The following is a 13,802-nucleotide window of genomic DNA, read 5'->3' on the forward strand; positions in this document are numbered from 1 at the left end:
CGCTGGGAGGTGCCCCCACGGGCTGAATTGCGCACCCACATCAGCCACATCCAGCCCGTCCGGCGCTTGAGGACACCGCCGCGCAGCGGTGGTGCACAGACAGCGCCACCCGCAGCACCGACCACAAGATCCGCCGGACAGGCCCTAGTTCCCGCGCCACCGCCGGACGGGCTTCCTTCGCCGCACGTGAGCGTCGGCCTGCGGCGCACCCGGCCCGGCCGGCGATCGAGGCCGCGCCCGCGATGACGGCCGCTCCCCCGCCCGCAGCCCCCGTCACGCGTCGCGGAAGAGCTCCACCAGGTCCTGGCGGCCGAAGACCGCCGCCGACTCGACCGCGGAGGGCGATCCGGCGGACGGGTCGGCGCCGTGGGCGAGCAGGGTGCGGACGATCTCGTCCTCGCCCTTGAAGACGGCGCCGGCGAGCGGGGTCTGGCCGCGGTCGTTGGGCCGGTTCGCGTCGGCGCCGCGCTGGAGCAGCGCGAGGACCGCGTCGAGGTGGCCGTGGTAGGCGGCCAGCATGACGAGGGAGTCGCCGCGGTCGTTGGTGAGGTTGACCGGCACGCCCGCGTCCACGTAGGCGGCGAGGGTGTCGGTGTCGCCGTGTCGTGCCAGGTCGAAGACCTTGGCCGCGAGCTGGAGCACCTCGGGGTCGTGTGCGGGCTCGGTCTCGGGGGTCTGCTCGGTCATGTCCGCTGTCCTCCGGGTTGGGCTGCTGGCGGGCCTGGTGACGTCAGTGCTGCCACCCTACGTACGGCCGGGCCGCCGGAACCACGGGCTCCCGGCTGCCGCGCGTCGCGGCCGGTCCCCGACCGGCCGTGAGGCGACACGCGGGCCCGCACAGGGGGCGGACGCGTCCGAACGGGTGAATCCCGGGAATCCCCGTCGGCGGTGGCCCACAGGGGAGCGCTGATCGCCACCGGCCGGGTTTCGAGCCGTGTTCAGGCGGTTCGCCCCGCACGTCGGGGCGCGGGGCCCCCGCTTCCCGCCGGGCGACCGGCAGCCGAACGGCGATCCATCCGCTTTTGCCTTATTAGCACTTTCTGTGAGTCTTGAGGAACTCGTGGTGACCGTCCCCATCAACCAGGAGAACGTCATGATCCTGTCCATCTCCGGCGTCGTCCTCTTCGGCGTCGTCGTCTTCCTGTTCTTCCGCAAGGACGGCCTCAAGCCCTCCCACGGCATCGTGTGCGCCCTGTTCGGCTTCTACCTCGCCGGCACGGCCATCGCCCCGAGCATCAAGGCGGGCAGCGCGAGCCTCGCCGGGCTGCTGGGCGGCCTCAAATTCTGACCCCGTAGCCGACACCGGAGGACGCCATGGCCCGGCGACCGCTCCCCGGCAGCCTGACCGGCGGTGCCACCCTCGCCCGCGGGCGGGAGTTCGCGCGGTCGGCCGCCTACACCGCCGCCGACGTCCTCCACCCGCTGCTCACCGTCGCCCGGGGGCTGCGCGTACTGGCCCACGGCGGGCTGCGCCGCTGCGCGCGGACCCCCAGGGGCCAGCGCGCGCCCGCGCTGCTGCTGGCGGTCTCCTCGATGGTCATCGTGGCGCTCGTGCCGTACGGGCCGGCGTGCGCCGCGATCGCCCTGATGCTGGCGGCGGGCTGGGCCGGCCGCGAGCGGGCGGCCGGGGAGACGCACTTCGAGGACGAGGAGAACGAGCGGCTCCAGCTGCTGTACGAGTCCCTGGTCCCCTACCTCTCCCTGCCGGAGGACCCCGATCCGCTCTACGCCCACGGGGGCGACCCGGACGAGGCGTTCCTCTCCCACGACTTCGAGGACGGCAGGCTGGTCTCCCTCCAGCTGCGCTACCCCGCCTACTTCACCGACGGCGAGGCCGAGGCCAGGGCCAAGGTCGAGCAGCTGTTGCGGGTCAAGGCCGGACGCGGCCGCGAGTACCGCTTCGACTGGGACGAGGAGGCCAACCGCCTCACCCTGACCGTGCTGCCCGCCCTGCCGACCGACATCCTCGCCCAGCGGTTCGTGACCACACCCGGCGAGACCGTGCTCGGCTTCACCGACGCCGACTCCGTGCAGCGGACCCTGCCGGTGGTCGACAGCGAGGGGATCCGGGACGCGCCACCCGTCGTCTGGCGCACGGGCCGCCGCTCCACCGAGCCGCACCTGCTGGCCCTCGGCAGGCCCTCGGGCGGCACCACCACCCTGCTGCGCTCGATCGTGCTCCAGGCGCTCAACCACGGCGACGTCCTGCTGATCGACGGCGGCGGCACCGGCGGCTACACCTGCTTCCCCGGCCGGGAGGGGGTGCTGGCCCTGGAGTGCTCGCCCGCGGGCGCGCTCGCCACGCTGGAGTGGGCCTCGCACGAGACCGAGCGGCGGCTGATGACGGGCAATCAGGCCCGGCAGCAGGGCCGCCCCGTCCCCGAGGACATCCGCCGCCCCCTGTGGATCGTCGTCGACCGGCCCACGGCGCTGAGCCACCTCGCCGCGAACGAGGGGCGCCCCGATCCGCAGGAGCTGCTGGAGGTGCCGCTGCGGCACGGCCGGGCGGCCAACGTCACGGTCGCCGTGGCCGACCACCTGGAGAACGCGGGGCTGCTCGGCCAAGTGGTGCTCGCCCACACCGGCGCCCGGGTGATCCTCGGCCCCGCCACCCCCGAGCAGGTGCGGACCGCGCTCGGCGCCCCGCCGCACACCACCCCCACGCCGGACGTGCCGCCCGGTCGCGGCTACGCGCGGCTGGGCTCGGGGCCCGTGTACCGGGTGCAGGTGCCGGCCACCCCGGACCCGCTCGACGAGGAGGCGGCCGAGGCCGAACGGCAGGCGGTCCTGGAGCTGCTGCCCCGCCCGGACGGCCCGCTGTACGGCGCGGGCGTGGAGGCCGTACCGGAACGGGAGGCCCCGCTCCCGTACGAGGCGCGGGCGCCGTACGCCGGCGCGGCCCCCACCTCCGAAGAGGCCGCGCCCGCCGGGGGCTTCGGGCACCAGCTCGGCGGCGGGGAGCCGCTGCCGGTTCAGGCCACGTAGGTCCGCGGGACCTCGACGGCCGCCGTCGCGCCGCTCGCCACCAGGCGGGCGGCCTCGGCCAGCCGACTCGCGGCCTCCTCGGCGACCGCGCCGGTGACCGTGAACGGCACCCGCACGAACCCCTCGAAGGCCCCGTCGACGCCGAACCGCGGCCCCGACGGCACCCGTACGCCCAGCCGCTCCCCCGCCTCCGCGATCCGCGAGCCGGACAGCCCGCCGGTGCGCACCCACAGCGTGAGCCCGCCGCGCGGCACGGTGAACTCCCAGTCGGGCAGGTGGCGCCGCAGCGAGGCGACGACGGCGTCGCGGTTCTCCCGCGTGGTGGAGCGCCGTATGGCGACGGCGGCGTCCCAGCCCTCGGTGTTCAACAGCCAGGTGACCGCGAGCTGTTCCATCACGGGCGTGCCGAGGTCGGCGTAGGCCCGGGCGGCGACGAGGCTGCGGATGACGTCCGGGGCGGCCCTGACCCAGCCGATCCGCATGCCCGCCCAGAACGACTTGCTGGCCGAGCCGACGGTGATCACGGCGTTGCCCGCCGGGTCGAAGGCGCAGACGGGCCGGGGAAGTTCGAGGTCCGGCTCCAGGGCGAGGTCCGACATGGTCTCGTCCGCCACGAGCACGGTGCCCGCGGAGCGGGCCGCCTCGACGAGCTCCCGGCGCTGCTCCTCGGAGGCCAGGGCGCCCGTGGGGTTGTGGAAGTCGGCGATGACGTAGGCCATGCGGGGCGCGGCGTCGCGCAGCACCTGCCGCCAGGCCGGCAGGTCCCAGCCGGCGAGCCCGTCGGCCATGGCCACGGGCACCAGCCGGGCCCCGGCCTCGCGCATCAGCTGGAGGACGTTGGCGTAGGAGGGCGACTCGACGGCGACGCGCTCGCCGCGCCCGGCCATGAGCCGGCAGATCGCGGCGACGGCGCCCATGGCACCGGTGGTGACCATGATCTGCTCGGGCATGGTGGGGATGCCGCGCGCGGTGTAGCGGTCGGCGATGGACTGGCGCAGCGCGGGCAGGCCGGCGGGGTAGTCGCCGTGGGTGTGCGCGTAGGGCGGCAGCTCCTCCAGCGCGCCCTGGAAGGCGCGGGTCAGCCAGGGCTCGGGGGCGGGGAGGGCGGCGCAGCCGAGGTCGATCACGGAGCCCGCGGCTTCCGGTGGCAGCGGGTCGAGGCCGCGGGTGGGCAGCGGGTTCCCGGCGGGGACGGAGGTCCAGCTCCCGGCGCCGCGCCGGGATTCCAGGAATCCTTCGCCGCGCAGCGCCTCGTAGGCGGCGGCGACGGTGGTGCGGCTGACGGTGAGCGCCGCCGCGAGTTCACGCTCGGCGGGCAGCCGGGCGGCCACCGGGACGCGGCCCTCCAGGACGAGCAGCCGGATGCCGTCCGCGAGGGAGCGGTAGGCCGGTGCGCGGCGCCCGCCGATCAGCGTCACGACGCCCTGGCCGTCACGTTCATGCTGCGACCCGAGGAGATGCGCGAGCTTCTGCGCACCCACGGAAGAGGTCCACTGACTCATCCTGACCGGTCCACCTTTCCGGGATTGGCCATGGATCTTCACTCGATCCAGTCCACAGACTGTCATGCGGCAGGCCACTTGCACCACTGGCCCTGCCATTTCGCCGTCATGTCGATCACTCGGAGGATCCTGTGTCCGCATCAGGGGGACTGCTTCTCGCCCGTCGTCTGCTCATGCTCTACGGCGGGCTCGTGCTGTACGGCGTGAGCGCGGGGCTGCAGTTGCGGGCGGGGCTCGGGCTCGCGCCGTGGGACGTCCTGAACCAGGGGGTCGCCCGGCACGCCGGCATCTCCATCGGAGCCGCCTCGATCGCCATCGGCGCGCTGGTGCTGCTGCTGTGGATCCCGCTCCGGCAGCGGCCGGGGCTCGGCACGGTCTCGAACGTACTGGTCATCGGCCTCGCGATGGACGCGACGCTGACCCTCACGCCGGCGCCGGCGTCGCTGTGGGCACGGATCCCGCTGCTGGCCTTCTCGGTGATGCTCTGCTCGATGGCGACCGGGCTCTACATCTCGGCGCGATTCGGCCCGGGCCCGCGCGACGGCCTGATGACCGGTCTGCACCGGCGTACGGGCCGCTCGGTGCGGCTCGTACGGACCTGCATCGAGGTCGTCGTGCTGGCGACGGGCTTCGTGCTCGGCGGGTCGGTGGGCGCGGGCACGGTGGTCTTCGCGCTGGCGATCGGACCGCTGTCGCAGTTCTTCCTGCGCTTCTTCGCCCCGCTCGGAGCGGCCCCGGAGGGGGCGGCCGTGGCCGGGACCGTGCGGGTCGCCTCGGGCGGCCCGGCGCCGTCCGGACCGGCGGCGGCGCGCGAAGTTCCGGACCTGGTTTAGGCCCGGGAGACGCGGGCCGGTAGTGTACGCCTTCGACCCACCGGGCGGACCGTTACTGCGCGCTAAAGCGACAGAAACGCAGGGTGACATCCGTTGCCAGATGTGACAAAACGGGCGTTGGTGGGTACAACAAGGGGCGGCACGACGGGCGACGCATGTCCCTCAACGGGAATCTTCACCGCCGACCGGACGTTGACCGGATGACGACGACAGCGACACCTGTCCTGTGGGCGACCAAGCCCGGGAGGCACGATTCATGAGTGAGCGAGCTCTCCGCGGCACGCGACTTGTGGTTACCAGCTACGAGACCGACCGCGGCATCGATCTGGCCCCGCGCCAGGCGGTGGAGTACGCATGCCCGAACGGGCATCGATTTGAGATGCCGTTTTCGGTAGAGGCGGAGATTCCGCCGGAGTGGGAGTGCAAGGCGTGCGGCGCCGTGGCACTCCTGGTGGACGGCGACGGTCCTGAGGAGAAGAAGGGCAAGCCCGCGCGTACGCACTGGGACATGCTCATGGAGCGGCGGACCCGCGAGGAGCTGGAGGAGGTGCTGGCCGAGCGGCTGGCCGTCCTTCGCTCCGGTGCCATGAACATCGCAGTGCACCCGCGGGACAACCGCAAGTCCGCCTGACGGCGGCATAGCAGCATCACACAGAGGGCCCGGGCCACTGCATTCAGGCAGTGGCCCGGGCCCTTTGTGCGCGTGGACGAGCGCGTGGACGGGGCTCCGCCTGCGCGGAGCCCCGAAGGCTCAGCGCGGCAGCTGGGGCCCGCCCTCGTGCGGAGCGCGCGGCGGCTCGTCCTCCCGGATCACCTCGCCCGGGACGACCTTGCCGTCGGGCACGTGCATGCGCGCCTGCTGGAAGGCGTCCCCGAAGGTCCCCGGCGCCGCGGGCCGCGCCAGCCGCTTCTCGAAGCGCTTGCGCAGGAGCGTCCGCGTGGGCGGGAAGAGGCACAGCAGCCCCGCCACGTCCGACAGCAGGCCCGGGAGGATGATCAGCAGCCCGCCGAGCATCGTGAGGCCGTTGCCCTCGCTCCCGTTGGCGGGGGCCGCCACCGCTCCCCCGGGCTGGAGGGTCACCGTCAGCCGCTGCCAGGCGCGGCGCCCGGCCCGCTTGATCACATACGAGCCGACGACCACGCCGCCGGCCAGCAGGGCAAAGACCGTGAGGCCCCCGGCGGCCCCGGCCACCAGTGTCAGCAGCCAGATCTCCAGCACGGCCCACACCGCCACCCCCAGGGGGACGAGCTTGCGGGCGCGGCTCCTGCGCGGCGGTCGGCCTTCGGGGGTCTGCTGTGCTCCGAACGTCATGCCCCAAGTGTGCCTGGGCCCGCGCCGTACGGGGCGGGCCGGGGTCAGCGCCGGCCCAGGACCTTGCCGACCCTGGAGCCGACGCCCCAGGAGGTGACCCGCCACAGGGCCTCCGCGACGATGTCGCGGCTCATCTTGCTGTCCCCGAGCTCCCGCTCGACGAAGGTGATGGGGACCTCCACCACGTGGAATCCGGCCTTGACGGCACGCCAGGCCAGGTCGACCTGGAAGCAGTAGCCCTGCGAGGCGACCTCCTCCATGCCGAGCCCCTCCAGGGTCTCCCGGCGGAAGGCGCGGAAGCCGCCGGTGACGTCGCGCAGCGGCACGTCCAGGAGCAGCCGGGAGTAGGTGGAGCCGCCGCGGGAGAGGAACTCGCGGGACTTCGGCCAGTTCACGACCCGCCCGCCGGGCACCCAGCGGGAGCCGAGCACCAGGTCGGAGCTCTTGAGCGCGGTGAGCAGCCGGGGCAGTTCCTCGGGCTGGTGGGAGCCGTCGGCGTCCATCTCCACCAGGACGCCGTAGCCGTTGTCCAGGCCCCAGCGGAAGCCCGCGAGATAGGCGGCGCCGAGGCCCTCCTTGCCCTCGCGGTGCAGGACCTTGACCTGGTCGTCGTCGGCCGCGAGCTCGTCGGCCAGCTTGCCGGTGCCGTCGGGGCTGTTGTCGTCGGCGACGAGGACGTGCGCCTGCGGCACCGCCGCCCGCACCCGGCCGACGATGGACTTGATGTTCTCCGCCTCGTTGTAGGTCGGGATGATCACCAAGGCTGTGCCGAGCGGACCGTACTTCCGCTGCCCACCGTCGTTCACTGCTGGCCCTTCTTTCGACGCTCGTCCGTACGCCCCCGACGACCGATCAGGAGCGCGGCCGCACAGGAGAGAACGCCCACCATAGCGAGCGCCCATTCGGGCGCCGCACCCACGCGGTCCGCGACGGTGGTGCCGTCCCGCAGGGGAATCCGGGCACTGATGACATCCCGGGTGAATTCCTCGCTCCGCTGGAGCACCTTGCCGTCGGGGGCGACCACGGCGCTGATGCCGCTGGTGGCCGCGGTGACCACCGCGCGGCCGTGCTCGACGGCCCGCAGCCGGGACATCGCCAGCTGCTGCTCGGGCTGGCCGGTGCGGCCGTAGGTGGCGTTGTTGGTCTGCACGACGAGGGCGCGGGCACCGGCCTTGACCGTGTCGCGGACGATCTCGTCGTACGCCACCTCGAAGCAGATCACGTCGCCGAGCCGGGCCGGGCCGATCTGCATCACGCCGGTGTGGTCGCCGGGGTAGAAGTCGCGCTGGACGCGCTGGAGGCGGGTGATGACCTTGCTGAGCTCCGCGCGGAAGGGCACGTACTCCCCGAAGGGCACGGGGTGCTGCTTGGCGTAGGAGGCGCCGGGGCCCGTCTTCGGGTCCCAGACGATGCCCTTGTTGTCGATGTAGCCGCTGCTGCCCGGGTGGTCGACCAGGGCCCCGACGAGGACCGGGACGCCGACGGCCTCGACGGCCTCGTCGATGCGGTCGTACGCCTGCGGGTACTGGAAGGGGTCGAGGTCGGAGGAGTTCTCCGGCCAGATCACCAGATCCGGCTTCTCCCTCCGCCCCTCCTTGATGTCGCGGGCCAGCTGGAGGGTCGCGTCCACGTGGTTGTCGAGGATCATCATCGGGCGGCCGAGGAAGTCGATGCCCGGGCGCTGCACATTGCCCTGGACCAGGGCGACCTTCACGGTGTCGGCGGCGCCCGTGGGCACGGGCACGGCATACCCGCAGACGCCGACCGCCGCGGCGAGCGCGACGGCCTCGACGCCCGGCAGGGCCGCGCGGACCGTACGCGCCCCGCGGCGCAGCCGCCAGGCGGTGCCGGCCCCGTACGCGAGGAGGCCGCCGGTGAGCGCCACGGCGAAGGTCACCAGGGGTGCGCCGCCGAGGGCGGCGAGCGGGGTGAAGGGCGAGGCGGTGTTGGCGAAGGCCAGCCGCCCCCAGGGGAAGCCGCCGAACGGCAGCCGGTCGCGGGCCAGCTCCTCGGCGACCCACAGGCACGCCCCCCACAGCGGCCACGCGGGCAGCCGGGAGACGCGGGCCAGGCAGGCGCCGAGCACGGCGACGAACAGCGCCTCGACGAAGGAGAGCCCGACCACCGCGTCGTAGCCGACGACCCGCAGCCAGCGCAGCAGGACGAAGAAGAAGGGCAGCGCGAAGGCGAAGCCGGTCCAGGCTCCCTGGCGGGCGGTGCGCCCCCGGGTCAGCAGGGCCAGCGCGGCGACGGCCACGACCGACAGCGGCCACAGGTCGTACGGCGGGAAGGCCACGGCGAGCGCGAGGCCGCCGAGCACGGCGAGGCCGGTGCGGGGTGCCTCACGGCGGGCGAGGCGGCCCAGGCGGGTGAGCCTGCCGGGGCGCGGCGCGGCGGGGGCGGGCTCCGCCTCCGCCCGCGGGGCGGGCACCGGTTCGGTGAGGTCGTCGGCGCGGCTCTCGCCATCGGCGGTGGTTTCGGGACCCGGGGGCACGGTCGCGCCTTCCTGCGAGCTGAGCGGTGATGTGCCGACGGTACCCCGCGCGGGGCGCACCCCGGATCCTGGGCTGTGGAAAACCGCGCTGCGCGCGCGAGCGGCGAATGGGGGCCCGGCGTCCTTCGGGCCGGCCCGGGAACCGCTGGCTGCGGGTCGGCCGAGACCGTTGTCTACTGAACGTCCGGGCCCCACCCGGGTCGCACCTGCCGGGCGGCGGAACCGTCCCCCCGCCCCCGAGCGCTGGAACCTGGCTGCCAGTGGCGGTGTGCCGCCTCCGGCGCACCGCCCCATGGCCCAGCGGCGTTCGACGACTGTGTGGAGATTCACCGGCCGGACGTCCGTGGTGGACTCCGCCGAACCTACCCGCCGCCGCCCACACTGTGTCAACACCCCTCCGACCTGCGTGGATGCCTCAAATCAGCAGGTCAGTACGGCGAGTGATCACCTGCGGCGACAGGCCGACGGCACGTCGTTCGGCGGTACGCCGCGCCGCCCTCATCACTCGTTCGGACGCCCGGGGGCCGTGTGGACGGTGTGGCCGCCGACGACGGTGCGCAGGCAGGTGGGGAGGGGGCCGCCGGGGGTGAGGTCGGGCAGTCCGGGCGTGCCGGAGCGGGGGTCGGTGGACCAGCTGGCGACCCGCTCGTCCGGCACCTGGACGACGAGGTCCCCGGCCTCCCAGACCGCGTAGTCGGCGGGTGCGCCCGGCACCAGGACGCCGGCGTCGTCGCGGCCGACGGCCCGCCAGCCGCCGCGGGTGTGCGCGGTGAAGGCGGCGCGGACGGAGATCCGGTGCTCGGGAGTGCGGTGGAAGGCGGCCGCGCGGACGGTGCCCCACGGGTCGAGCGGGGTGACGGGGCTGTCGGAGCCGAGGGCGAGCGGCACGCCGGCGCGCAGCAGGGCGGCGTACGGGTTGAGGGTGCGGGCCCGCTCGGCGCCCAGGCGCTGGGCGTACATCGCGTCGTCGCCGCCCCAGGCGGCGTCGAAGGCCGGCTGCACGGAGGCGGTGAGGGCGAATTCGGCGAAGGCGGCGATGTGTTCGGGGGTGAGCATCTCGGCGTGCTCGACGCGGTGCCGTGCGGCGCGGACGGCGGCGAGGCCGAGCTTGTCCGCGGCGGCGCGTACGCCGGTGACGACGGTGGTCAGGGCGGCGTCGCCGATGGCGTGGAAGCCGGCCTGGATGCCGGCCTCGGTGCAGGCGATGACATGGGCGGTGACGGTGGCGGCGTCGAGGTGGGCGGTGCCGGTGTGGGTGGCGTGCGGGCCGTCGGCGTACGGCTGGTGCAGGCAGGCGGTGTGCGAGCCGAGGGAGCCGTCCACGAAGAGGTCACCGGCCGCGCCGTGCGCGCCCAGTTCGCGAATGCGACCGGCTTCGCCCGCGGCGGTGAGGGCCTCGGCCCAGTAGCCGACGACGCGCGGGCCGGGGCGCTCGGCGGCGAGTGCCAGCAGGCCGGTGAAGTCGTCCTCGCCGGAGATCAGCGGGCCGCCGCACTCGTGCAGGGAACCGATGCCGAGGGCGGCGGCGCGGTCGAGCGCCGCTCCTTGCGCCTCGGCGCGCTGGGCGGCGGTGACGCTGCCGTGCGCGACGGCGCGCGCGGCGTGGTGGCCGGCACCGGTCAGCGGGGCGTCCTCCTGGGGTCCGCGCAGCTCGGGGACGAGGTCGAGGAGGGCCGTGGTGACGACGGCGGAGTGCACGTCGACGCGGGTGAGGTAGAGCGGGCGGCCGCCGGTGGCCTCGTCCAGCTCGCGGCGGGACGGCGGGCGGCGCTCGGGCCAGACGCTGGCGTCCCAGCCATGGCCGAGGAGCACCCGGTCGGCGGGCCGGGCGGCCGCGTGGGCGCGCACCTTCTCCAGCGCCTCGGCCAGGGTGCGGGTCCCGGTGAGGTCGAGACCGGTGAGGGTGAGGCCGGTCGAGGTGGTGTGCACGTGTGCGTCGGTGAACGCCGGGGTGACCAGCGCGCCTTCGAGGTCGACGACCTCGCCCACCCCGTCGGCGAAGGAGTCGGCGGCCCCTTCGGAACCGACCCAGGCGACGCTCCCCCGCTCCACGACCATGGCGGTGGCGAAGGGGTCGGCGGGGCTGTGCACCGTGCCGCGGCGCAGCAGCACGGTGCGGGTGTTCTTGCCGGTCGTGCCGGGACGGTCGCTCATGGGGATCAGTCTGTCACCCACCGGGGCGCCGCCTCCGGCGGGCTGCGCGAGCGGGCGTCACCCCACCCTGGGCGGCCGCGCCTCGTACGGCGTCGACAGGACGATCGTCGTGCGGGTCGACACTCCGGCCAGGGAGCGGATGCGTGCCAGCAGGTGCTCCAGTTCCAGCGGGGTGGCGACGCGCACCTTGAGGATGTAGTTCTCCTCGCCCGCCACGCTGTGGCACGCCTCGATCTCGGGGATCTCGGCGAGCCGGTCGGCGATGTCGTCCGGGGCGCTGGGGTCGAACGGCTTCACCGAGATGAACGCGGTCAGCGGCAGCCCGACGGCTTCGGGGTCCACCACGGCCGCGTAGCCGCGGATGACACCGCGCTGTTCGAGCCGGCGCACACGCTGGTGCACCGCCGAGGTCGACAGGCCCGTGGCCTTTCCCAGGTCGGTGTAGCTCATCCGCCCGTCCTTGACGAGCAGTTCCACGATTTCTCTGTCCAGCTCCTCCACGCGGATCAACCTACTGGGTGGGAGCCGACCCGGCACAGTCGACGGCCCGACCGCCCGCGCAGAGCATGTGACGAACAACACACCTATGCACCCGTGTCCTGCCGGGCGCCGCGATTACCCGACTCGCGTCGCGGGAAGTGCTTGCTGTGGCCGAGGCCGAGGTGCCTGGCCGGCCGAGCCGAGGGGGAGAAAGACTATGCCCAGCCTGGAACGCCTCAACGAGGGTGATGGCAGCAGCCCGTACGAGACGTATGACATTCCCGCCATGTTCCGGGTGACGTGCCCGGACTGCGCGCGCCCGATCGCGCTGCTCGCGGACGAGGACGTGCTCCCCGAGCATGCCCTGTGCCCGTCGCCGTGGAACCCCTTCGGGCTCACGGTCTGCCCGGGCTCCGGCCGCGGCGTGGGGAGCGCCGCGCCCGCCGACGAGTCGCAGGGGACCCAGGAGTTCGACGCGGCCCTGATGCTGACGCTGCCGGAGAGCCTGGACTGGCGCACCCAGCCCTTCTCCCACATCGGCGGCCCCGGCTCGCGCCCGGTGCGCGTCCCGGGGATGCGGCGCCCGTCCCGGTGACGCCCGGGGGCGCCTCTCCCGGGCGCCCTCCGCTCCGGCGCGACGACCGCGTTCATACCGGCATCGTGCCGCCGCACCGCCCCGGACGTACACCGTCCGCGCCATCGTCACCCGTACGGGTCGGGAGCCGCCCGCCCCGGCCCGTACGGCAGTGAGCCGAGTGCACCGAGTGACTCAGCGGGACTCGGGCCCCGCCAGGTGGCGGGCGACGACCAGCCGCTGGATCTGGTTGGTGCCCTCGACGATCTGGAGCACCTTGGCCTCGCGCATGTAGCGCTCCGCGGGGAAGTCCGCGGTGTAGCCGTAGCCGCCGAGGAGTTGCACGGCGTCGGTGGTCACGCTCATCGCGGCGTCGGTGCAGAAGAGCTTGGCCATGGCCGCCTGCTTGGAGAAGGGCAGGCCCGCGTCGCGCAGGCGCGCCGCGGCGAGGTAGAGGGCGCGGCCCGCCTCGATCTGGGTGGCCATGTCGGCGAGCATGAAGCGCAGGCCCTGGAAGTCCACGAGGGGGCGCCCGAACTGCTGCCGCTCGGCGAGGAAGGACAGCGCCTCGTCCAGGGCCGCCTGGGCGATCCCTATGGCGCAGGCCGAGATGCCGAGTCGGCCGGAGTCCAGGGCGGACAGCGCGATCGCGAAGCCCTGCCCTTCCTCACCGATGCGCCGCGCGTCGGGGACCCGCACGCCGTCGAAGTGGATCTGGGCGGTGGGCGAGCCCTTCATGCCCATCTTCCGCTCGGGCACCGCCGCCGACAGGCCCGGCGCGTCCCCCGGCACGAGGAACGCGGTGATGCCGTGCGCGCCCTCACCGCCCGTGCGGGCCAGGACGGTGTAGAAGTCCGCGATGCCGCCGTGGGTGATCCACGCCTTGGTGCCCTCCAGCGTCCAGGTGTCGCCGTCGCGTGTGGCGCGGGTGCGCAGTGACGCGGCGTCGGATCCCGCCGAGGGCTCGGAGAGGCAGTAGGCGCCCAGCAGTCCGCCGCCGAGCATCGCGGGCAGGTGCTCGGCCTGCTGCTCCTTGCCGCCGTAGCCGGCGAGGGCGTGGCAGGCGAGGGTGTGCACGCTGACGCCGAGGCCCACGGTGAGGCGGGCGGCGGCGAGTTCCTCCAGGACCTGGAGGTAGACCTCGTACGGCTGGTCGCCGCCGCCGAACTCCTCGGCGTAGGGCAGCGCGAGCAGTCCTGAGGTGGAGAGCAGGCGGAAGACCTCGCGCGGGAAGCGCCCGGCGTCCTCCTCCTCGGCCGCGTGGGGCTCGATCTCCCGCTGCACCAGATCACGCACGAGCGCGATCAGGTCGCGGGCCTCCTCGGTGGGCAGTTGACGCTCCACCGGCTGCGGGCCGTGGTCGGTCATGGCGGCGCTCTCCTCCCTGTCGGGCGCTGCGGCGACGGGAGCGCAAGGGTGTGTTTCCCGCCGTCCGTGGTGCCCAGCCCATGGTCCCCCGCCGGGTCGC

13 protein-coding genes are annotated in these 13,802 nt (G+C 74.1%); 5 read left to right on the top strand and 8 right to left on the bottom strand.

Features of this window, described 5'->3' with window-relative positions; genetic code table 11:
• Window positions 1-273 precede the first annotated feature (273 nt).
• Window positions 274-687, bottom strand: a complete 414-nt coding sequence (locus AB0435_RS27525) for an ankyrin repeat domain-containing protein (protein WP_366006410.1) — start codon at window positions 685-687, stop codon at window positions 274-276.
• Between the two features lie 406 nt (window positions 688-1,093).
• On the opposite strand from AB0435_RS27525, the gene AB0435_RS27530 reads away from it, so the two are divergent.
• Window positions 1,094-1,288: a hypothetical protein gene (locus AB0435_RS27530; RefSeq protein WP_366006436.1), complete on the top strand. Its 195-nt coding sequence runs from the start codon at window positions 1,094-1,096 to the stop codon at window positions 1,286-1,288.
• Between the two features lie 26 nt (window positions 1,289-1,314).
• Window positions 1,315-2,985, top strand: coding sequence for a hypothetical protein (locus tag AB0435_RS27535; protein WP_366006411.1), 1,671 nt, complete (start codon window positions 1,315-1,317; stop codon window positions 2,983-2,985).
• Here AB0435_RS27535 and AB0435_RS27540 read toward each other — a convergent pair.
• On the bottom strand, window positions 2,973-4,487 hold the full coding sequence (locus AB0435_RS27540) for a PLP-dependent aminotransferase family protein (RefSeq protein WP_366428192.1): 1,515 nt from the start codon (window positions 4,485-4,487) through the stop codon (window positions 2,973-2,975). The genes AB0435_RS27535 and AB0435_RS27540 overlap by 13 nt on opposite strands.
• Window positions 4,488-4,660: 173 nt before the next feature.
• Here AB0435_RS27540 and AB0435_RS27545 point away from each other — a divergent pair, with 173 nt between their 5' ends.
• Window positions 4,661-5,320 carry a hypothetical protein gene (locus AB0435_RS27545; RefSeq protein WP_366428202.1) on the top strand — a complete coding sequence of 220 codons (660 nt, stop codon included), beginning with the start codon at window positions 4,661-4,663 and terminating at the stop codon, window positions 5,318-5,320.
• 256 nt (window positions 5,321-5,576) lie between these two features.
• On the top strand, window positions 5,577-5,951 hold the full coding sequence (locus AB0435_RS27550; protein WP_087929069.1) for an RNA polymerase-binding protein RbpA: 375 nt from the start codon (window positions 5,577-5,579) through the stop codon (window positions 5,949-5,951).
• 120 nt (window positions 5,952-6,071) lie between these two features.
• Here AB0435_RS27550 and fxsA read toward each other — a convergent pair whose 3' ends face one another.
• The 5 genes from fxsA to AB0435_RS27575 form a co-directional block, all read right to left on the bottom strand.
• Window positions 6,072-6,632, bottom strand: coding sequence for an FxsA family membrane protein (fxsA, locus tag AB0435_RS27555; RefSeq protein WP_366006413.1), 561 nt, complete (start codon window positions 6,630-6,632; stop codon window positions 6,072-6,074).
• 44 nt (window positions 6,633-6,676) lie between these two features.
• Window positions 6,677-7,438: a polyprenol monophosphomannose synthase gene (locus AB0435_RS27560; RefSeq protein WP_366006414.1), complete on the bottom strand. Its 762-nt coding sequence runs from the start codon at window positions 7,436-7,438 to the stop codon at window positions 6,677-6,679.
• The gene (gene lnt / locus AB0435_RS27565) at window positions 7,435-9,063 is read right to left on the bottom strand and encodes an apolipoprotein N-acyltransferase (RefSeq protein ID WP_366428203.1); all 1,629 of its coding nucleotides are present in this window, start codon (window positions 9,061-9,063) and stop codon (window positions 7,435-7,437) included. The genes AB0435_RS27560 and lnt overlap by 4 nt, the downstream gene beginning before the upstream one ends.
• A gap of 564 nt (window positions 9,064-9,627) precedes the next feature.
• The gene (locus AB0435_RS27570; protein ID WP_366428193.1) at window positions 9,628-11,280 is read right to left on the bottom strand and encodes an amidohydrolase; all 1,653 of its coding nucleotides are present in this window, start codon (window positions 11,278-11,280) and stop codon (window positions 9,628-9,630) included.
• Between the two features lie 57 nt (window positions 11,281-11,337).
• On the bottom strand, window positions 11,338-11,781 hold the full coding sequence (locus tag AB0435_RS27575) for an Lrp/AsnC family transcriptional regulator (RefSeq protein WP_361530562.1): 444 nt from the start codon (window positions 11,779-11,781) through the stop codon (window positions 11,338-11,340).
• A 196-nt stretch (window positions 11,782-11,977) separates the two neighbouring features.
• Here AB0435_RS27575 and AB0435_RS27580 point away from each other — a divergent pair, with 196 nt between their 5' ends.
• Window positions 11,978-12,355, top strand: coding sequence for a hypothetical protein (locus AB0435_RS27580; RefSeq protein WP_366006416.1), 378 nt, complete (start codon window positions 11,978-11,980; stop codon window positions 12,353-12,355).
• A 174-nt stretch (window positions 12,356-12,529) separates the two neighbouring features.
• On the opposite strand, the gene AB0435_RS27585 is transcribed toward AB0435_RS27580, so the two are convergent.
• Window positions 12,530-13,702, bottom strand: a complete 1,173-nt coding sequence (locus tag AB0435_RS27585) for an acyl-CoA dehydrogenase family protein (RefSeq protein ID WP_366006417.1) — start codon at window positions 13,700-13,702, stop codon at window positions 12,530-12,532.
• Window positions 13,703-13,802 lie beyond the last annotated feature (100 nt).

Source organism: Streptomyces sp. NPDC051173 (genome assembly GCF_040689515.1).
GTDB lineage: Bacteria > Actinomycetota > Actinomycetes > Streptomycetales > Streptomycetaceae > Streptomyces.